Source organism: Cylindrospermum stagnale PCC 7417 (assembly GCF_000317535.1).
GTDB lineage: Bacteria > Cyanobacteriota > Cyanobacteriia > Cyanobacteriales > Nostocaceae > Cylindrospermum > Cylindrospermum stagnale.
The window spans coordinates 5,523,677-5,545,034 of the sequence record NC_019757.1 but is presented as its reverse complement, the minus strand read 5'-3'; the positions used below and the strand labels follow the sequence as shown (position 1 = coordinate 5,545,034).

Sequence of the window (21,358 nt, the reverse complement as noted above, 5' to 3'; positions counted from 1 at the left end):
CCATAATTATTCATAATCTACAGAACCCAATATCTACTGAGACTATTTTAGCTACATATTGCGAGAACGTCCGCTGAACACCCGTTCCAGCTGCTTGAAATTTTCTAACACGCGACCTGTTCCCAGGACAACACAACTTAAAGGATCGGCGGCAATGTGTGTGACAATGCCCGTTTCATGGCTAATCAGAGTATCAATACCTTTGAGCAAGGCACCACCACCAGCTAGCATAATTCCCCGGTCAATAATGTCAGCTGCCAGTTCCGGAGGTGTGCGTTCCAGTGTCCGTTTCACTGCTTCGATAATTACTGATAATGGTTCCAACATACTTTCACGAATTTCTGGGCCTTTGATCGTCACCGTTCGCGGTAACCCAGAAAGCAGGTGTAAGCCTCGGACTTCCATCATGGCATCACCATCATCGTTAGTGGGATAGGCAGAACCAATCCGAATTTTGATGTCTTCGGCAGTACGTTCCCCAATCACTAAGTTATGAACTTTCTTCATGTAAATGATGATTGCTTCTGTCAGTTCATCTCCGGCAATGCGTACTGACTCACTGATTACCGTACCTTGGAGACTCAGTACTGCCACTTCTGTTGTCCCGCCACCGATATCAATGATCATGTTGCCAGTCGGTTCGGCAACTGGTAGTCCGGCACCAATTGCTGCTGCTACTGGCTCATCAATTAAATACACTTCTCTGGCCCCAGCTTGAGTAGCTGCATCCATCACAGCCCGTCTTTCCACCCCTGTCACACCGCTGGGAATGCCTATGACAATTCGGGGTAGAATGAGAGACCTGCCCTCATTTACTCGCTGAATAAAGCTTTTCAGCATCAACTCGGCTGTATCAAAGTCAGCGATTACGCCATCACGCAAGGGGCGGAGGGCAATCACGTTTCCAGGTGTGCGACCGAGCATTTTTTTGGCTTCTTCTCCCACTGCCAGTGCTACCTTTTCGTTGACATCGATAGCAACTACAGAAGGCTCTTGGAGTACAATGCCTTTACCAGATACGTAAACAAGGGTGTTGGCTGTACCGAGGTCGATACCCATATCCCATGATGAGCGCCAGTTCCTGAAAAAACCCACTCGTCTCTACGCTCCCTATTGGCGATAAATTTGACTATAACGGTAAGAGTTAATCGTGCTGGATTCTATTACGTTTTTTAGCCTGAGTCCAGTAACCCAAACTATTTTTCTATAGTTTTTGGTATTCTTTGGCTATGTTTCAAGCATTCTAATTGCTAATATTCTCAGGCAACATCAGTATAACCGTATAGTTTTCTTTGTGTTGCCAAGGATTTTTTGATCTTTGAATTAATTGTATTGTAAATTATTTAACATATTTTAACCAGTTTCACAATTCGCTATGATCAAAGTCAGGATAAACAAGTACACTTGTACTAAAAGGTAAGGTTCATGAGCATTAATATTGTTACCCTTGTCGGTCGTGTAGGCACTGACCCTGATATGAAGTATTTCGAGTCTGGTAGTGTTAAGTGTAAATTGACACTAGCAGTCAATCGGCGCACTAGAGAAGGGGAACATACCGACTGGTTTAATTTGGAGATGTGGGGAAAAACGGCAGAGGTTGCGGGTAATTATGTACGTAAAGGCAAGCAAATTGCCATCAAAGGTTCCTTAAAGTTTGACACATGGAGCGATCGCCAAACCGGAGCAAACCGTTCCACACCAGTTATCCAAGTAGATCAACTAGATTTATTAGGTTCTAAGCGAGATGGAGACGGCGGTATGGGCGATATGTCTCCAGAAAATTTCTAAGAAAGTCAGTTGTCAGTTGCTTCTTTACCACTGACAACTGACTAATGACTAATGACTAATGACTAATGACTAATGACTAATGACTAATGACTAATGACCATTGACTAATAACTAATTTGCAATGTCACCGATGCTTCGACCTGCTGTTCACCGCCAATTACAGGAGTAGAAGCATCAGCATTAGCTAATTTAGCAGCCTCAGCACGATATAGCATCGGTGGTGGCGGCGGACTTGCACCATTAACTTGAATGCTCACTACCTCTTTTGGCTTTAACCTGAGTGTGCTGAAAACGGCATCGGCTTGCTGTTGGGCTTCTTGGGTAGCTTCTTTGAGCGCTTGTTTTTGTGCAGATGCGATCGCTTCCTCACTGGCTACAAAGCTAATGCCGTTAATTTGTGTCGCCCCAGCTTTAACTGCGTCATCCAACAATGTACCCGCTTTTTCTGTGGCCAAGCGAAAACTCACAGTGTTGCTGGCAGTATAGCCTGTAATCCGCTGTACATTATTGTTGTAGCTATAAACTGGATTGAGGCGAATACCAGTAGTTTGCAATTTTTCCACATTCCGATTTTTCAGCAGAGTAACCACCGCTGATGACCTGCGGGCAGCTTCTTGCTGTACCTCCTCGGCAGTTTTTCCCTGAATCTCCACTCCCAAACTTACTAGCGACAGGGTTGTGGGAATCATTTCCACACCACGACCACTGACAGTGAGAGTACGCCAAAATTTTTCCTTCTCTTGCGCCGAAGCAGGCAGGGCAAAAGTCATACATACTAGCATAAGCATTGGCAGTGTTTTCCACAGGTTCCCAGATAGCAACTGAGAACCAGACAAAGTGATTCTAGGCATCAGATTTGCACTCCTCAAAAAATTTATTCAGATGCTGCCAATCAAGCAGATCTAACAATTATTAGTTGACCGCCAACTATTAACAGTCAACAGCCACTACGAGTTTTTCACAACTCCTATGGGACTCATAGATACGATTGGTATGTTCCTACTTTGACACTGCCACAGTTTAAAGCTGAAGTGGTTACATTTTTAGAAACTGAAAAAATTACCTCAGAACTTGTGGAGACTTTGTTATGGCTTATTGGCTACTGAAAACAGAACCGACAGATTATTCCTACTTTGATCTAGAAAGAGATGGCAGTACAGTTTGGGATGGAGTCAACAATTCCTTGGCGCTAAAATATCTACGTACAATGTTCCAGAATGACTTGGCATTGATTTATCACACAGGAAAAGAACGGCAAGTTATCGGTGTGGCAGAAATCATTAGTCAACCTTATGCCGATCCAGCATTGAATGATAGCAAACGGGTGGTTGTGGATGTGCAGGCAGTGCAAAGAGTTCCCCAGCCCGTAACCCTTGTCCAAATCAAGCAGGATGGTAAGTTTACAGACTTTGACTTGCTGCGACTCCCTAGACTGTCTGTAGTCCCAGTTTCTGAGTTCTACTGGCATTGCCTAATAGAGAAGGCAGAATTAAATCTACTAAAAGTCTCCAAATAGTTGCTTGAACGAAAGCGGTAAAAATAAAGAGAAGGATTTTCACAGAACAAATGCAGTTTTTAGATGCAGTCAACTTTTCTTTCCCTCTGCTGGCAAGCGCCACAAAAGCAGCAGACAGTTCAATGGTAGTAGCCGCAGTGCTGCTGAGTTTAGTGGTAATTTACCTCGCCAGCAAAGTTGGTGGGGAATTATCGAACCGAGTGGGTTTGCCGCCTGTGTTAGGCGAACTCCTTGGTGGCGTAGTGGTAGGCGTATCTGTCCTACATCTGTTGGTGTTTCCTGAAGGTGGCGCAGACAGTTCGAGTTCTCTGATCATGTCCTTCCTCCAAACCACTGCCGGGTTAAGTCCTGAAGCGACTCCAGAGGTGTTTGCAGCGCAGTCCGAGGTGGTTTCGGTTTTGGCAGAACTGGGTGTGATCATCCTGCTATTTGAAATTGGTTTGGAGTCAAACTTAAAAGACTTGATGGCGGTTGGTGTTCAAGCCATCGTCGTCGCAGTAGTGGGGGTGGTAACACCTTTCGCTGCTGGTACTATCGGGTTAATGACTATATTTGGTATCAGTGCTGTCCCAGCAATTTTTGCTGGAGCGGCTTTGACTGCTACTAGTATTGGTATTACTTCCAAGGTGCTATCAGAATTGGGGCGTCTCAATTCTAAAGAAGGGCAGATTATTATCGGTGCTGCTGTAATTGATGATGTACTGGGAATCATCGTCCTCGCGGTAGTTGCCAGCCTGGCTAAAGATGGTGCGGTAGATGTGACCAAAGTCATTTACCTGATTATCAGCGCCACTGGGTTTCTTCTGGGTGCGATCGTCCTGGGCAATGTTTTCAATAAATCTTTTGTCGCGATCGCCGATCAACTCAAAACACGAGGTGAACTGGTGATACCAGCATTCATCTTCGCCTTTGTGATGGCATACTTTGCCGCCGCCATCCACTTAGAGGCAATTCTGGGTGCTTTTGCTGCGGGTTTAGTCTTAGAAGAAAGTGATAAGCGGAAAGAACTGCAAAAGCAAGTGATTCCCATTGCCGATATGCTAGTGCCGATTTTCTTTGTAGCTGTAGGGGCAAAAACCGATTTGGGAGTTTTGAACCCAGGGATTCCCAGTAATCGAGAAGGTCTAATTATGGCAACTTTCCTGATTACAGTAGCCATTATCGGTAAAGTGATCACAGGTTTAACGGTGTTTGGTCAACCCGGAATCAACCGTTTGGCGATTGGTGTGGGAATGATTCCTAGAGGAGAAGTAGGGTTGGTATTTGCTGGTGTCGGCGCAGCTAGTGGTGCTCTCTCAAAACCACTGGGGGCAGCCATTATCATGATGGTGATCCTGACAACCTTTTTAGCTCCTCCCTTGCTACGATTCGTATTTCCAGAACCAAAAACCGTAGCTACAGACTCAGAGGAATTAATTTTAGACGCTTCCTCTGGGACGCCATTGGTAATAGAACCGCCTCAGTTTGTCATACCGACATCAAAAGATTCTCAGGAGAGTTAACCAAACTCTGGGGTAGAGCATGAATCAGTCCTGAGTGCCAATTACTCAGGACTCAGCACTTCCTACTCATCGGAAACTTCTCTTCCCTAAACGCCGTCTCCTGTGATCATGCTTTTTCGTTTGTTTCTGATTCCTACTAGCATTCAGGATGTTATTTATTCCTAGTCTTCCCCTGTGCCCCTGTCATGCTCTGAATATTTGCCCAGTAACTAAGAATTGACACCCGCGAATCTTGTGTGATCAGTTGACATTAGTGAAAATTTTTTCGGCTGTGCATCCAATCAAACCACTCAGCATTAATCCCTGACGTGGTCAAGTATGACCGACTGGGACTGATTCTACACCACTCGCTACACCCAACCATAACTATTTTTCTAAATATTAAAGAGTAGCTGTCACCAGCCTGACCGCACCAGAAGTTCCGATATCTGATGACAAGCCGCTCCGCGACTAGGTTATTCGCTGATCCTCGGACTTATTCACCAGTTGACAGCCGTTGGATTTTTTTACTTGGTGGATTGATTACCAGCAATCAAACAACTTAACACTAATCTGACGAGCTGATTTAAGTTTGATTGACCGGGATTTTCTGAGTACGGTTAATTATAATAGCTCTTTTTTGGTGTAATCTGATGCTTTACAAGTCAAAGTTCTCTGCGCTCGTAGCATGGCTAAATCAGTGGGGTATGCTACGATCTTACGCCATTAGCTGTGTCTTTAATACCAGAGCAAAACTCTTTTGCAGCATCAAAGCGAAAATTTGGGCGGTGACGGTGTGAGGCTTTGCCAATATGTTGAAATGTTGACGGCTCCCATGAATGCGAATCAGGAGAAAGGACTGTGAAACTACACTGGTTACTACCCAGCACTATTGGAACAATTTTCTTGCTATCGTCGCCAGCTTTGGCAGCAAAACTGGAGTCTTGGCGGTTTGATACTAATCAAAACCGACTGGAAATTAACACTTCAGGCACTGTCCAACCCCAGGCGCAACTAATTTTCAACCCCACTCGTCTGGTAATTGATTTGCCAGACACCAAATTTGGACGTCCGCAGTTAACGCAGCAAGTAGGCGGTGCAATTCGCACTATCCGTATCGGGCAGTTTGACGATCAAACAACGCGCATAGTCGTCGAACTCACTCCTGGTTATACACTAGACCCCAAGCTGGTAAAATTTGTTGGTACTACCGGCAGTCGCTGGACAGTGCAATTACCAAAGCCAAAAGTTGAGGCAATAATCTCTTCTAAGGAAAGTGGAGAGCAGCAATCAGAAGTCAGAGAGGCCACAGCACCTGCAAAAACATCTGCGCCAGTGCTACCTTCGAGAAATATTTACAATGTGGTGACAACAGTTCCTGCCCCGTCTACCCAGGAAACGGTGGTCAATACCACAGCAGGGGTGACTCAAATTGAGAATTTCCGAGTCACAGGCGATGGGTTTTTCATTCGTACCAGTGGTGCTAATCCTCAAGTTCAAGTTAATCGTAGCGAAGATAATCGGACAATCAACATTGACATTGCTGGCGCAGCTTTATCATCAAGTCTAGCGCAGCGGGATCTGTCAATTAATCGCTATGGTGTCAGCCGCATTCAATTCTCCCAACTGCAAACCAGACCACCTGGAGTACGGATGACGTTGCAGGTGGACAAAAATAGCCCCGACTGGCGGGCCAGCGCCAGCAGTGTTGGTGGTTTTGTGGTGTTACCCAGTCGTGTTGTCAGATTACCTGGTGGAGATAATATTCAACGTCCCACAACACCTGTTAATAACTCCCCAGCAACTATTCAGGCTGTGGAACTGGCTGGTAATGGCACACAACTTCTGATTCGGTCTGACCAAACTGTGTCGGCCACAGGTGGTTGGGATAGAACCTCTGGTCTATTTCGCATCACGATTCCCAACGCTAAGTTAGCTCGCTCGGTAACAGGCCCTGCTTTCGATGCCAACAGCCCCATTCTTCGAGTACGCCTGCAATCACAAGCATCCAATTCTGTAGTCGTTTTGATCCAACCTGCATCGGGAGTGCAAATTGGTGAACTCAATCAGATCAGCAACCAGCTTTTGGCACTCCAGTTACAACGCTCTCGCCGTGCAATACCCCCGATTAGTTTACCTCCCTTACCATTACCAAACAATGGACAATTGCCGGACATAGGTACGGATAATGCTCAAACGCGACCACAGCCACGTCCCTCGGTTCCCAGGGGCAAACTGCGAGTAGTTATTGACCCCGGACATGGCGGTAAAGACTCTGGTGCTCCTGGTCTCGGTGGTTTGTTAGAAAAAGATGTCGTTCTGCCGATTAGTAGAAGGGTTGCTACGATTTTGGAGCAAAATGGCGTACAAACTGTGCTAACGCGGGATGCTGACTTTTTTGTCGAACTTCAGGGACGGGTAGATATAGCAGAGCGTGTGAATGCAACTTTGTTTGTCAGTATTCACGCTAATTCCGTTGACCGTCGACCTGATGTGAATGGGTTAGAAGTATATTATTACGACAGTGGTTATGGTCTGGCGGAAGCTGTTCGCAAGTCCATTCTCCAGAATATCGGTACTATTAAAGACCGAGGCACCCGCAAAGCCAGATTTTACGTCCTCAGAAAAAGCTCCATGCCCTCGATTCTCGTAGAAACTGGCTATATGAGTGGTCGGGAGGATAATCCGCGATTGGGAACACCAGAGTACCAAAATCGGATGGCAGATGCGATCGCTCGTGGTATTCTCAGGTATTTACAGCAAAGATAAAGATGCAGCTAATGTCAAAATGTAGTACAAATTCTTATTTAAAGAGGTGCTATGTAGACTTCTTTGGCGTGCAGGATTTAAGAGTCATTTAGCCAAATGTCTGCTAAATCCTGTATCTTAAATCCCAAAACCTAAATCAATATCCGCTTGTGTATTCATCTTCCATCTTTGAAGGGAATCTTGACCATTTTTCTGACCAAGAACCCCAACGTGCCCCAATTGGCATCTTTGATAGTGGTGTGGGTGGTTTGACGGTACTGCGACAACTCTATCGGCAACTCCCCAATGAATTAGTAATTTACTTTGGGGATACAGCTCGACTTCCTTATGGCATTCGTTCACAAGCAGAAATTTTAAAGTTTGTGCGCGAAATCATTACCTGGATGCAACAGCAGCGGGTAAAAATGGTGATTATGGCTTGCAATACCAGTTCTGCCCTAGCGCTAGAAGCAGTGCGCCAGGAATTTAGCATCCCGATTCTGGGCGTGATTTTACCCGGGGCAAAGGCAGCAGTGGAGCAAGGAAAGCGTATTGGTGTAATTGCTACCCCAGCCACCGCCAAGAGTAATGCCTATCGTCATGCTATTCTCGAAATAGAACCTGATGTCCAAGTCTGGCAAGTCAGTTGTCCAGAGTTTGTGCCGCTGATTGAGCAAAATCGCATTCACGACCCCTACACCACTGAGGTGGCAAGATCCTATTTAGCATCCCTTATAAAGCAGGAAATTGACACTTTAGTCTACGGCTGTACTCATTATCCCCATCTTGCACCAATTCTGCGATCGCTCCTCCCACCTCAAGTCAAGCTTGTTGACCCTGCTGTACATGTCGTAGCAGCTTGTGCCCAAGACTTAGACCTATTAGGCTTAAGGAATACTCACCCACCACTACCAACTCGCTTCGCCGTTAGCGGTTGTCCCCAACAGTTTGCACAGTCTGGAATGCAGTGGTTGGGCTATACTCCACTAGTGGAACAGGTATGCTTTATGGATGCCGCTGTTTCCCAACTTCAACAAGACTATGTTGGTCATTAGTTATTGGTCATTAGTCATTGGTTAAAATATTTATCAATGATTAATAACTATTGGCTATTGACTACTTCAGTTACCTTTGCCCTAACTGATATTTCCTGCTTGTGTGTGCCTTTGATAGTCAAAGGCGCACTTTTAGAAGCAGTTTTTTTACCTGTACGCTTTGCTAGGGCTAATAATAAGTAGACTGCGAATAAATATCCAGCAGCTAAAATAAATATCATCATAGGCATATTTCCGTAAATCATTGTTCTACCAGATATTCTTTCAAAGGTATATAAAATTGCATACAAAATAAGTAGAACTTCAGACCATCAAGTGCGTTATTAATGGCTGTAGTTTGCCGCTATCAGCTAATCCGTAGAGTCTGAATTCTCTCCGGTCAACAGATTTATTATTTAATTTAATTTTTCGCAGACCATACATCCGACAGCAGTTAAATTGCCAAACAGCAAATTACAACTGCACTCCTCAGCAGTCTACCTAGTCTGCGTTACTGACGCTCACACCACTAAATTGGGAGCTACGCTGGCGCTTTACGTGCGCTGAATACGTGTAGCGGCTTCCCGTCAGGGTAGCACATAGCTCCAAAATAGAAGGTTTATATGTCGCAGAATCAACTCAAGGGTTAATCTCCTTGATGCCATCAGCGACTTGTTATTTTAGACTCACAACCACACTGAGTAAAATCACCTAGCGATGTTTTACTTTTGGGGGGTGAATACCTGAAAAATTTAAAATCCCTAGATTTTAGCGTAACACAACGACCCTGACTTTTAAGCTAACTTCTCGACTAAATTTAAAATTTTTTAGCTGGCTATATACAAGGCTGGGATCAATTAGTCCTACCTGAAAATAGCTCATGTGTAATAGTGACTGGGTAAGGAAGAAGAGGTATTTTCAGGTGTTGTGTTCAAGGTCACGTATCAAGCCTATTGCCATCAATAAATTTCTTACCCAAACAAGAAATATCTCCATGATAGAAGACTAAAGGGAATATGTGTAAGTAAGCTTAAGGACTAGACCTCTGTCTTTATACGGTCAAAAATACAGTATCTTTTATTGCTTACTTCTTGAGAAGACAGATAATACATGCCAGGGGATATTGAAATGACATACAGTGCAAAACTCCTGAAAAGATATTTAGACACAGGAACATATTTGTGATCCTGAGCAAAACTCCATCCTCAGCAAAGCTAGCTTGAGAAACTGCTCCAATTACTGTTTAGTCCGGGTCAAAAAATAAAATGCCCAGCTGGAACAAATATATTTTGGGAAAACCCAAGAATTTAGGCGCTTTCGCTCTTTAGTCCAGAGCGCCGGCTAACAGCATTTTATTATTGGTAAGTGCCTTAGCTCGTCAGCAGCCCACATTTGTCTAAAAGCGAGGCGTTGGAGTGCTAGCACATTGCTCAAAAACATAACCACCGCCTGGATTTTTTGGCTTTGGTAACGCACTTATTCGCTAAAATTAACGGTTACAGCCATTTTCCCTAGTTTTTACAGACAATGAGCATCGGATTCCCTGAGGAAAACTTTCCGCTGGCACTGGGTTATCTTAAAATGGGTATAGGATATGTAAACTTTCGTAACCTAAGCCAGAGTCCGCCCATCCATGACCCCAGCCACCTCCCTGTTTACCCCTGTGGAAGCAGACCTGCGAATACTAGCAGATAACCTGAAACAGCTAGTTGGAAATCGCCACCCCATCCTCTATGCAGCAGCCGAACATTTATTCGGAGCTGGGGGAAAGCGCATCAGACCGGCAATTGTCCTGCTAATATCGCGAGCAAGCATCCTAGACCAAGAAATTACGCCCCGTCATCGACGATTAGCAGAGATTACGGAAATGATCCACACAGCTAGCTTGGTGCATGACGATGTGGTAGACGAGTCAAACGTGCGACGTGGTGTTCCTACAGTGCATAGTTTGTTCGGTAACCGCATTGCCGTACTCGCAGGAGATTTTCTCTTTGCCCAATCGTCCTGGTATTTGGCAAATCTGGATAATTTGGAGGTGGTCAAACTGCTTTCGGAAGTGATTATGGATCTAGCAGCTGGCGAGATCCAGCAAGGACTGAATCGCTTTGATAGCAGCGTCTCAACTGAGACTTACCTCAAAAAAAGCTATTACAAAACAGCTTCGTTAATTGCTAACAGTTCTAAAGCAGCTGGATTACTCAGTGAAGTTTCCCCAGAAACCGCTGATCATTTGTATAACTACGGTCGGCACCTTGGTCTAGCATTCCAGATTGTGGATGATATTTTAGATTTCACCAGCTCTACAGATACCTTGGGTAAACCAGCAGGATCGGATCTCAAAAGTGGCAATCTCACTGCACCAGTGTTATTTGCTTTGGGCGAAAAACCATACTTAGAAGTGCTGATTGAACGGGAGTTTGCCCAAGAAGGAGATTTAGAGCAGGCGCTGGTACTGATTCAAGATAGTCAAGGTATACAACGGGCTAGAGAACTAGCTGCTCACCATGCTAAGTTAGCGGCAGAGCATATTGAGACTTTGCCACCCTCAGAGTCGCAACAAGCATTGATTAACATAGCTGATTATGTACTGAGTCGGCTTTATTAGGGGTTGGGTAATGGGTAATGGGTAATAGTTTTTTCTCTTAGACAATTACCTTTTTCCCGATTACCGTTCGGCTGAGGCTCACGGCGAAGCCTTTTTCCCGATTACCCTCAAGCGATATCAGGAGGTATCTGCTTATGAGGGCGGTGTTTTTGCAAAGTTTGTTGCATCTGGTTTTGTAGGTCAGATCGCCGCACTTCGATGGCGTTGGTAGTCGTACCAGGAGTTTCAAAAAAAACTATACTATCTACTGGTTCTAAAGCCGCCAGTTGAAACAAAATGTGAGTCACAAAAATGGCTGTAGCTACTACTTGAGGATCAAGCCCAGCATTAGAGGAGAGTGAGGCATCTTGTAAGGTAGGAAAAGCGTAAATCACGCGCTTCGCTAATCTGGGATTTTTACGGTGGCTCAATGTCGTTAAAACCCAATCTGACTGCAAGTTTTGAAGGATATAGTACTGCTTGTAACGTAACTTTTGGGCGATCGCGCTCAGAGCAGGTGCGATTGCTGCAATAAGTTGTGGTGTAATACCATCATGGGGTGCATTGTCAATCAACAATTGAATTTGTGTTTCTAAATCCATAATGACTTGTAACCGATTCCTGGGCAATGGACACAATATAAGTACGAACAATCCCACGCCTAGTTGGGAATAACTTTTTTAGCCACATCCTCAACACAGGATCGGCCTGCGTTTAGCTTATATGCAAAACCCATCAATCCCATACCCACGGTACTACAGGTTGTGTTTAAGTATGTTAGGGTCTTTTTAAAATTGAGACTATGAATTCAGCCGCAACCGCAACTATTCAGGGAGAAAATTCTATTGGCGTGGAGGTGATATTTCAACTCATATTTAAGGAGCTTCAGCAATCAACCAAAGCTTCGGAACAGAATTGCCAAGATGTGGCCACAAGAATTGCCGCCGAAGTACACCGGATTTGCAATGAGAGTAAACGTATCCAAGCTTCCGGTGCGATAGAAAGCTCGGCAATCTCCCTAGCCCGGCATCGGCTGCAACAATGTCTCAGATACTATCAGTTGGGTTCAAATCGGGGCAGAGTAGAATTACACAGTACGCTGAGTGCAATCATTTATCGATACATTAATCCTCCTCAGAAGCAATTGAGCTATCAAGGGCGGCTAACGATCATCGAAGATTTCCTCCAGAGTTTTTATCTGGAGGCATTGAATGCTTGCCGGCGAGAAAACCAATTAGATCCCACCTATCGCCCCCAAAGCCTTCTGGAATTAGCTGAGTACATGGCATTTACCGAGCGCTATGGTAAGCGACGGATTCCCTTACCAGGACGCCAGCAGCAGCTAATTATCCTGCGAGCACAGACCTTTTCCCAACAGCAACCCCCAGAAACCAGCGTAGACATAGAACAAGCTGCTGAAGGCAGCAGCAACGAAGCTGACGGTGCTTGGGAAGAGCCAGCTGTGCAGCAATTGCGCTCGGCGATGGCGATGCAACCAGGACCAGAACCAGAAGAAGACACCCTGCGCTCGGTTGTGATTACGGAATTAATGAATTATCTAGAGCAACGACAACAATCGGACTGTGCTGATTACTTCTCTCTCCGCCTTCAGGATCTCTCAGCGCCGGAAATTGAGCAGATTTTGGGTTTAACACCTCGTCAGAGGGATTACTTGCAGCAGCGCTTTAAGTATCATTTAATTCGATTTGCCTTGTTGCATCGCTGGGAATTGGTTCACGAGTGGTTGGAAGCTTCTTTACCCACAAATTTAGGCTTGACTCCCCAACAATGGCTGGCGTACACAGCCCAGTTGGACGATAAACAGCGGTCTTTACTGGAGTTAAAGCAACAAGGATTAGTGGACGAAAAAATTGCCAAAACTTTAGGGTTGTCCATGTCACAACTTCAAAAACGCTGGTTTAAAATCCTTGAACAAGCTTGGGAAATTCGTAACTCATTAGTGTCCGGATCAGGTGCATCTACTCATGAATAGTGACTCAGAATCCTTACAACACCAATTACTCGATTCGTTGTTGGCAGATGATGTCAGAACAGGCGAGCATTCCTCGGTGGAGTGTGAGGAGATTGACGGGGTAGAAAACCCGCTCAAGGAAGCCGCTGCGCCAAAAAGTGGTGAGCAAGAGTTGTCCGGGAAACCCCAAACCTTTCAACTAGGAGAAATTCCTACTGTGCAAGAACGTTTCCAAGCCGTCCTTAAGCGTCGGTTACAAATCCAAAACCAAAACCACCCGCCTTTATTCCCTTGGGAATCAGAATTAATAGACTATCCTGAGTTTGTTAATGAGCCATCGATTGCCTTAGTTCCTGCCTGGGGGTGGATGGCACAGCAAGCGAAGCTCAATCTGCCAGTTCATTTACCGGAGAAAATTTTCTGCCAATTACTAGAAAAGTGTCAGGTGTTACTGACTTCTTCACTACCCCTAGGGGCAAAACTAGTTCAGGTGGTGGAGAGCTTTTTCCCTAATGATTCCCAGACAATCAATGACTTAGCTGGATTGGTGCTCAGAAGCACCTATCGGTCTGTGGATACCCTGGATAAAATCCCCAATATTCAGAGTGATTACTCAGATTTGGGATCACGTCAACAAATGGCGTTGTCGTTACTAGCAGCTAAACAACTGCTGGATAATCTGACTCTGCCAATTTCATTCACCCATCCAGTGGTAGCAAGACAATGGCTAACGAGTGCAGGTAATCTTAGCATCAGGGTAGAACTCGAATCTCTGGGTCAGTTGACGAAGTTAAGTGTTGAGGGTGAGTTACCCACTAAAGGGATTTTGAAGCTTCGGGGAAATGGCTCCCAAGCAATGGCACAATCTTCGAGTCCGGGAAGCCTAAGTGTAGAATTATGCTCCGGGAAACTTGACCAGACTTATACTCTGGAGGTTGAATTTCCAGACCTATGCCAACAGCCATTGTTATTTGTGATTAGTCCCACGATGTAATTTAAATTACCAGCGCTAGCACTCTAGGTTAATAAACGCCAATACATGAATTTAATTTTCCTGGTTTTGAAGCTTATCCTATGTTCAACAAGCAATCATTAGAGCGTCTATGAGAAGTAGGTTTTCCTGTGGACACTTGCACAAGATGGGTAGATTCCCTTAGATTCCCTAAGGGTGTCTAAAGCTAGGATAGGGGTGGCTACTGCTGAAGACAGGGTGATTTTTTCCATCCCCAGCATTGTGTCCGTGGCGTCTACATCATGGCTTGGCTTACTTCAAGATGTTTAATTTATCCAGGATAAATCGGTTTTGGCGTCTGCCTGTAGGTATTTACTGGCGGCAAAATATGCAGGGTTCGCCAATGGCGGAAGTGGAAGATTCAATTGCCTTACGGGTGCTCGTGCTAGCGTTGGTAATTTTGGGAATTGTGGCGACGGATATTGCTGCCGACACTAGATTCAGTCTTTGGGCGGTGCCGTCGAGTATGGTGGGTGCAATTTGGGCTAACTACAGTCGCCAAAATCCTAATATTCCAGTTAAGTTCTGCATCGCTATTGGAATGTTAGTAGCACTGGGTGCTCTATTTGGCAGGTTGCTGGGGGAGTTGAATGATACGCGGTTGAGTTTGGCAGAATTATTAATTCAACTCCAGGTACTGCACAGCTTTGATACACCCCGCCGCAAAGACTTGGGTTATTCCATTGTCATTGGGTTGATATTATTAGGTGTGGCGGCAACATTGAGTCAAACTTTGTCTTTTGCACCTGTGTTGCTGTTATTTTTAGCGATCGCACTACCAACTTTAGTTTTAGACTACCGCTCACGCTTGGGCTTAAAACAATTAAGCTTTAAAAAAGAAAAATTCAACAAGCAGAATTCCTCAAGCCTTAATTTTAAATTTTTAATTCAAAGTTTTTTGCTGATTTTGGGGCTGGGACTCTTAATTTTTGCTGTTATGCCTCGGTTTCCTGGCTATCAGCTACGGACATTTCCTGTAAGTTCTCCTATTAATGTCAAAGGTAGTTTTACAGGGCGCAGCATTATTAATCCTGGTTATGTTCGCCAAGGTAATGGGAATAATCAAGGCAATGTTACGGGAAAAGGCCGTAATGGTCAACCGGGAAAAGTTGATGATAGCTTTTATTACGGTTTTAATAGCCAGATGAACCAAAACCTGCGGGGGGAAATGAAACCCAAGGTGGTGATGCGGGTGCGATCGCAAGCTGAGGGTTTTTGGCGAGTGCTGGCCTTTGATAAATATACGGGTAAGGGTTGGGAAATTTCTCGGAATGAAGAGGTGACAACCTTTAGACGATCGCCTTGGTCTTACCAGATTTTTCTCACCCCACAGGCAATTACTGGGAAAACTAAAGAGATAATCCAAACTTACACAGTAGTGGCGGATTTACCTAACCTGATTCCCGCTATGGCTGATCCCAAGGAAATTTATTTCCCCACACCAGTGATCGCTGTGGATAAAGAAAACGGTTTGCGATCGCCTGTAGAGTTATCAGAAAATTTGACATACACGGTGGTTTCCGCAGTCCCATACCGCGATCGCACTGCGTTAGGAAAAGCTGCTACTAAATATCCGTCACATATTCAAAAGTATTACCTAAACATCCCTCCGGAAATCGCCGAGAAAGTCCGGCAACGCACCGAAAAAATCCTCGCCGATTACAATCAGGAACGAGTTTCCAGGTCTTTGGACAATAAAAGCCTAGATTCACCCTATGAAAAAGCTCTCTACCTGGCTCAGTACCTAAAGCAAAACTACTCTATCCCTGAAAATCCCTTCGGACTGCCTTATTTAGATGAAAAAGAAGACTTGGTAGCGGCTTTCTTGTTTAAAAACAAAGGCGGCTATCCAGACCACTTCTCTACAGTCCTGACGGTGATGCTGCGTTCCATTGGCATCCCCGCACGCTTGGTGGCCGGCTTTGCTCCGGGGGAGTTTAATCCCTTCACGGGGATGTATATCGTTCGTAACACTGATGCCTATGCGATGACGGAAGTTTATTTCCCCAAACATGGCTGGTTTACCTTTGACCCCATTCCCAACCATCCCCTAATTCCCCCCTCAATTGAGGAAACTCAGACTTTTAGCGTTTTGCGCTCCTTTTGGCACTGGGTAGCCGGGTGGTTACCCTCTCCTGTGACTGGGTTGCTAAATAATGTGTTTGGGGCAATATTTAGTTGGATCACCAGCGCGATCGCTTGGTTTTTAGCTTTATTTTCTCAAGGTTGGCTAGGGATATTGACTGGCTTAATCTTAGCAACTACAGCCTCTTTCTTCTGTTGGCTCTTTTGGGTGCAGTGGCTCTCTTGGCTCAATCGTCGTTGGTTGCATAAATTACCACCCATGGAAAGCCTTTATCAACAAATGCTCCAATGGACAGCTAAAAAAGGTTTGGGCAAGCATCCAGCCCAGACACCCCTAGAGTATGGCAGAGTTTCATATCAGCACCATTCTCCAGCAACTGCTCAGGTGATCGATGAGATTTGTCAAGCTTATGTTAGCTGGCGTTATGGTGGTGATACTCCTAACTGGAAACAGTTGCGGCAAAAATGGCAAGAATTGAAACAGAGAAAGAGCGATCGCCCACACTGATGAGTTAATTACAGTCTACTGGCGAGTATCCCAATGCTCACTCATAATTGTCATCCCAATTTTGGATTAAAAGTTTTTCCCCAATGCTGTTCTAGGAATCTCAAACAAGACGACCTAGCCCGATTTGGTGTTTACAAGCGCTATGAAAATTGACGTGTTAATGGCTTTGCATCTAGCAGTGATAGCCCCTGGCGTATTTGTGATGTTTACCTATGGCGGATTTTGGACTTTACTTGGGCTGTTAACTGCTGTTGCTCTTTTCTACTTAGCTATTAACAATTGGCGCAGTCGACAAAGAAGGAAAGCTCTCCTCGATAGATTAAGAAATTTTCGGGGACGCCCTTGGATAGAACAGGAAGTACCAACCGCAGATGCAATATTTACCTCTGCTGTAATCGCCCATCTTGGCAGTATATCAATTGAAGAAATTACAGCAAGGCACGATACTAGAGACGAGGTAATAGGGGAGGCAAGCTGTATAAACAACGCCCAATCAAAATACCTGCGGTGCGCTGTTAATCCAGAGGGCCCATGCAAAGGCTGCAAGCATTACGAAACTCAGGCTTAAACAATTAAAAATTAAAAATTGTTCGCGTAGGGTCACGAAGTGAATACTGTTACATCAGGGGATTTAAACCCCGACTGAAACACAAGCCGCGTGTAGACGTACCTGGCGTTCCCGTAGGGTAGCGGTATTAAACCCTAACATCCTGATCAACAATTTTTTAGAACCTTAAATAATTCTATTGGCATAAATTTGCCTATATCTCTGGGCAGATTTTCAGGATATTTGGCTGATAAAGAGCTAAAAAAAAGCAGTTGTTATTAAAAAACACAGGCTGGCGAGAGCAGAAGCGTTGTAACTCCCATTTTTTGAAGATAACATGGGAATAAGTTTGTTATCAGCTTCTCATACCGCGTTTGGCGTCAGTTTATTTATGGACATTCAGTTAATCAACATCGGTTTTGGCAACATCGTGTCTGCTAACCGAGTAGTTGCCATTGTCAGTCCAGAGTCTGCTCCGATTAAGCGGATCATTACCGATGCACGGGACAGAGGTCAACTGATTGATGCAACTTATGGTCGCCGGACTAGGGCTGTAATTATCACAGATTCCAGTCATGTAATTCTCTCAGCGATTCAGCCGGAAACGGTAGCGAATCGCTTCGTGATTTCCCGCGAACATCAGACTGTAGATAATTGACTAGGAGTGGGTTATACCAATTTTGGATTGGGCATATTCGCGGTTAGACTGTTTCATCAATTTGAAACAATATAACCTATCCCAAGAAGAGAGTTAATAGCCTCACCCTATTTGCACCATATCGGCCGTACCATGTGAATTAGACAAGTTTTCTGTCACTCGTGCTACAAATTTCTTAGTCAAAGGTTGCTCTAGCAACGAATACCAGACTAATGAATCATGTCTATTGATTAATTCACAAGTTTAACGGATGATGCAAGTTTTACCCATCCAGAGTGGTGCTACTACCAAAGAATGCCCGCCTCAAGGCAGGCTAATCGTTTTAACCGGCCCTAGTGGGGTTGGCAAAGGCACTTTAATGCAAGCGCTTCTACGGCGTCATCCGGAACTGTATTATTCCGTATCCGTGACGACTCGTTCTCCTCGTTTAGGGGAAATTAACGGCAAAAGCTATTACTTTATCAGCCGCAACAAGTTTGAACAACTGGTCGCTCAAGGTGAATTTTTGGAATGGGCCGAATTTGCTGGTAACTATTATGGCACTCCCCGTGAAGTTGTGCTTGACCACATTCGATCCGGTAAGTTGGTAGTGCTGGAAATTGAGCTAGAAGGAGCAAGACAAATTCGCGCAACATTTCCGAGCGCCCTCAGCATTTTTATTTTGCCACCTTCATTTCCAGAATTGGAGAACCGGATACGCGGCCGCGCCCAGGACTCTGAAGATGCGATCGCTCGTCGTCTGCGCCGCGCCCAAGCAGAAATTGAAGCCGCAGATGAATTTGATATTCAAATCGTGAATGACGATTTTGAAACCGCTCTCAATGACATCGAAGCAGCTTTATTTGGATAATTTAGCACTTTTAACGACACACCCATTTTCAGAAAAACAATACAAAAGACATACAGGAAAATCATCGCTCTTTCTGTGTGTCTTTTGTGTATTTGGGGTAGAGTGTCAATTTGGGGTACAGCCGGGATACCTGGAAGTGCGATTCGTTGTAAAGTTTTGTAAAATTAATGCTCAGAACAATTGATTTACCGTTGTTGCCCCCGTGATTTTGATGCTCTCTGTATAGATTATTTATGGGCAAGCTTGAGGCACTGAAAGGGGTGAAAAGTTGATTTTACCGTGCAAAATTTTGATTGCCCCAATCTCATTTATGGGCAAGTTAGTAAATCAATAAAACACGCTCTGTAATATTTATTTACAACGTGTCCTATTTTGCGCGTATCCCGGCTGTGCGATTCGTTACAAGGTAAATACATAACCTTGTGTGAACACGCGGAGGTAATACCTCCAAAATGTTTATAACTGACCAATGGATGTGGGTGTAAGTCCCACCACTGAGGAGACAGTTGACTCCTTACCTGTCCACACCGAGTAGGCTCGGAATCCTACAGAGTGAAGCTGGAAGCAGGGCGCAATCAGAGGAAAATCAAAGCAGGTAGCCACACTGGCGCTAATGGGGAGATGTCATGGATAAACTAGACCTAGAAAAACGTCTTAATACGAAGCGGTAACCTGGATAAAACAATGCCGACTTTATACCCACAACTCTCGCATCAGACAGCCGACCTAGATGCAATCTCCGAGAAGGGTATAGGCGAACTGGTCTGTCCTAAAACATCATCACAATCCACGGGTCGGAACGAATAAAAACGATGGTCAAGTCAGGGGATAGGTCGAAACCCCTGTAGGCGAGACGAGACGCGGAATTCCTGCCATCGGGTAAGACGAAGCGTAATTGCTTCGAGGCAATCAGAACACATATTACAAAGGTGAGTATGGTTAGACACATTACTAGTAATAGTGATAGTGAACTTTGGAAGAGTTTACCGTGGAAGAAACTCCGCAAAAACCTCTTTCGCCTCCAATGTCGTTTGTGGAAAGCGGTTCGAGTTGGTGATAGGAAACGAGCCAACAGTCTTCAAAAGCTGATACTGAAGTCCCGAAGTGCAAGATTACTAGCAATTCGTCAAGTGACTCAGCTTAATCTTGGCAAGAAAACTGCCGGGGTCGATGGTAAAGCATCTCTAACCTATAAGGAACGGTTTAAACTCGATAGCCTACTAAAAGAACAGGTCAAAACCTGGACTCACAGTAAGCTAAGAGAGATACCTATTCCTAAAAAGGACGGAACCAAAAGAATACTTAAGGTTCCCACCATCGCGGATAGAGCATGGCAATGTATTATCAAATACACCATTGAACCTGCACACGAAGCAATTTTCCATGAACGTTCCTACGGGTTCCGTCCTGGTCGCTCGACCCATGATGCTCAGAAATATCTATTTGATAATTTGAGGTCACAGTCTCACGGTAAGGACAAAATAATCCTAGAAATGGATATTGAAAAATGTTTCGACCGCATCAGCCACAATCACCTCATGTCCCAAGTAATAGCACCATCTTGTGTAAAATTGGGACTATGGAAATGCCTGAAAGTAGGGGTTAATCCTGAATTCCCTGAACAAGGTACACCTCAAGGTGGCGTGTGCAGCCCAGTGCTTGCCAACATTGCCCTACATGGAATAGAAGCCATACATAAATCTGTGAGATACGCAGATGACATGGTTTATATTTTTAAGAAAGGCGACAACCAAGCAAAAGTCTTTGATGGAATTATAGAATTCTTGCGTGTTAGGGGTCTAAATATTAAGACAGCGAAGACCCGATTTGTCTCCGCGACTAACGGATTTAATTTTCTAGGTTGGCAATTTAAAGTCCAAAAAAACGGAAAGTTTAGATGTACCCCCTCAGAGGATAACTATTTAGCGTTTCGTAAGAAAGTTAAAGCCATAGTCAACAACTCGAATTATGGTGCTGTAGTTAAAGCTGAAAAACTTGCATCCATAATTAGGGGATGGAGAAACTACCACCGTTACTGTAAGATGGATGGTTCAAGATTCTCATTGTGGTTTACCCGTTTGAGAACATGGAATGTCTTTAATAAAGAACCCAAACTTAACCGCCATCAAACGGATGCTTTAATAGATAAAGCATTCCCAGCAGTTTCATATTCAGAAAACAAACACATCATGGTTAAGGGGGATGCTTCCCCATTTAATGGTGATATTGTTTACTGGAGTAAAAGAGAATCCAAACACTACGACGGGATAACAGCCAAAGTTTTAATCAAGCAAGACCATAAGTGTGGGTGTTGCGGTCTTCGGTTCATAGACGGTGAAAATATACACCTCCATCACATTGATGGCAACCACAATAACTGGAAACCCAAAAATATGATGGCAGTGCATCAATCCTGTCACCAATATATTCACATGAGCAAAAAGGATACTTAAGATTGTCGGGAGCCGGATGTAGCGAAAGTTGCACGTCCGGTTCTAATTGGGAGGGGCGGGAGATAATACTCCCCCTCGACCTAACTGAACCCCAATTTGTTATATGACCCAAGAATTACTTT

General features: G+C 44.6%; 17 protein-coding genes. 13 read left to right on the top strand and 4 right to left on the bottom strand.

What is annotated here, in order from left to right; translation table 11 throughout:
• Positions 1-51: 51 nt before the first annotated feature.
• Positions 52-1,059, bottom strand: coding sequence for a rod shape-determining protein (locus tag CYLST_RS23210; protein ID WP_015210182.1), 1,008 nt, complete (start codon positions 1,057-1,059; stop codon positions 52-54).
• Positions 1,060-1,425: 366 nt separating this feature from the next.
• Between CYLST_RS23210 and CYLST_RS23205 the strand changes: the two genes are divergently transcribed.
• Positions 1,426-1,788, top strand: coding sequence for a single-stranded DNA-binding protein (locus tag CYLST_RS23205; RefSeq protein WP_015210181.1), 363 nt, complete (start codon positions 1,426-1,428; stop codon positions 1,786-1,788).
• A 104-nt stretch (positions 1,789-1,892) separates the two neighbouring features.
• On the opposite strand, the gene CYLST_RS23200 is transcribed toward CYLST_RS23205, so the two are convergent.
• Entirely contained in the window at positions 1,893-2,639 is a 747-nt protein-coding gene (locus tag CYLST_RS23200) for an SIMPL domain-containing protein (protein ID WP_015210180.1), read from the bottom strand.
• A 236-nt stretch (positions 2,640-2,875) separates the two neighbouring features.
• On the opposite strand from CYLST_RS23200, the gene CYLST_RS23195 reads away from it, so the two are divergent.
• The 4 genes from CYLST_RS23195 (at position 2,876) to murI (ending at position 8,588) form a co-directional block, all read left to right on the top strand.
• On the top strand, positions 2,876-3,304 hold the full coding sequence (locus CYLST_RS23195; protein WP_015210179.1) for an EVE domain-containing protein: 429 nt from the start codon (positions 2,876-2,878) through the stop codon (positions 3,302-3,304).
• A gap of 50 nt (positions 3,305-3,354) precedes the next feature.
• A complete protein-coding gene (locus CYLST_RS23190) occupies positions 3,355-4,806 on the top strand; it encodes a cation:proton antiporter (RefSeq protein ID WP_015210178.1) in 1,452 nt (483 codons plus the stop codon).
• 840 nt (positions 4,807-5,646) lie between these two features.
• Positions 5,647-7,554: an N-acetylmuramoyl-L-alanine amidase gene (locus tag CYLST_RS23185; protein ID WP_015210177.1), complete on the top strand. Its 1,908-nt coding sequence runs from the start codon at positions 5,647-5,649 to the stop codon at positions 7,552-7,554.
• A 149-nt stretch (positions 7,555-7,703) separates the two neighbouring features.
• Positions 7,704-8,588, top strand: coding sequence for a glutamate racemase (gene murI, locus CYLST_RS23180; protein WP_015210176.1), 885 nt, complete (start codon positions 7,704-7,706; stop codon positions 8,586-8,588).
• A 47-nt stretch (positions 8,589-8,635) separates the two neighbouring features.
• Here the strand turns inward: murI and CYLST_RS33660 are convergent, their stop codons facing one another.
• A complete protein-coding gene (locus CYLST_RS33660; protein ID WP_015210175.1) occupies positions 8,636-8,833 on the bottom strand; it encodes a hypothetical protein in 198 nt (65 codons plus the stop codon).
• 1,367 nt (positions 8,834-10,200) lie between these two features.
• Between CYLST_RS33660 and sds the strand changes: the two genes are divergently transcribed.
• The gene (gene sds / locus CYLST_RS23175) at positions 10,201-11,172 is read left to right on the top strand and encodes a solanesyl diphosphate synthase (RefSeq protein WP_015210174.1); all 972 of its coding nucleotides are present in this window, start codon (positions 10,201-10,203) and stop codon (positions 11,170-11,172) included.
• A 107-nt stretch (positions 11,173-11,279) separates the two neighbouring features.
• On the opposite strand, the gene CYLST_RS23170 is transcribed toward sds, so the two are convergent.
• Positions 11,280-11,753: a hypothetical protein gene (locus CYLST_RS23170; RefSeq protein ID WP_015210173.1), complete on the bottom strand. Its 474-nt coding sequence runs from the start codon at positions 11,751-11,753 to the stop codon at positions 11,280-11,282.
• 200 nt (positions 11,754-11,953) lie between these two features.
• Here CYLST_RS23170 and hetZ point away from each other — a divergent pair, with 200 nt between their 5' ends.
• The 7 genes from hetZ to CYLST_RS23135 all read left to right on the top strand — a co-directional run bounded on the left by hetZ (position 11,954) and on the right by CYLST_RS23135 (position 21,236).
• On the top strand, positions 11,954-13,144 hold the full coding sequence (hetZ, locus tag CYLST_RS23165; protein WP_015210172.1) for a heterocyst differentiation protein HetZ: 1,191 nt from the start codon (positions 11,954-11,956) through the stop codon (positions 13,142-13,144).
• Positions 13,137-14,117 carry a hypothetical protein gene (locus tag CYLST_RS23160; protein ID WP_015210171.1) on the top strand — a complete coding sequence of 327 codons (981 nt, stop codon included), beginning with the start codon at positions 13,137-13,139 and terminating at the stop codon, positions 14,115-14,117. Before hetZ ends, CYLST_RS23160 begins: the two co-directional genes overlap by 8 nt.
• Positions 14,118-14,397: 280 nt before the next feature.
• A complete protein-coding gene (locus CYLST_RS23155; RefSeq protein WP_172642167.1) occupies positions 14,398-16,728 on the top strand; it encodes a transglutaminase TgpA family protein in 2,331 nt (776 codons plus the stop codon).
• Positions 16,729-16,870: 142 nt separating this feature from the next.
• Complete coding sequence (locus CYLST_RS23150; RefSeq protein ID WP_015210169.1) at positions 16,871-17,296, top strand: DUF6464 family protein; 426 nt, start codon at positions 16,871-16,873, stop codon at positions 17,294-17,296.
• Positions 17,297-17,666: 370 nt separating this feature from the next.
• Positions 17,667-17,933, top strand: coding sequence for an extracellular matrix/biofilm regulator RemA (gene remA / locus CYLST_RS23145; protein ID WP_041233849.1), 267 nt, complete (start codon positions 17,667-17,669; stop codon positions 17,931-17,933).
• 250 nt (positions 17,934-18,183) lie between these two features.
• Complete coding sequence (gene gmk, locus CYLST_RS23140; RefSeq protein WP_041233231.1) at positions 18,184-18,783, top strand: guanylate kinase; 600 nt, start codon at positions 18,184-18,186, stop codon at positions 18,781-18,783.
• Positions 18,784-19,718: 935 nt separating this feature from the next.
• Positions 19,719-21,236, top strand: coding sequence for an RNA-dependent DNA polymerase (locus CYLST_RS23135; protein WP_015210166.1), 1,518 nt, complete (start codon positions 19,719-19,721; stop codon positions 21,234-21,236).
• The last annotated feature ends 122 nt before the right edge of the window (positions 21,237-21,358 follow it).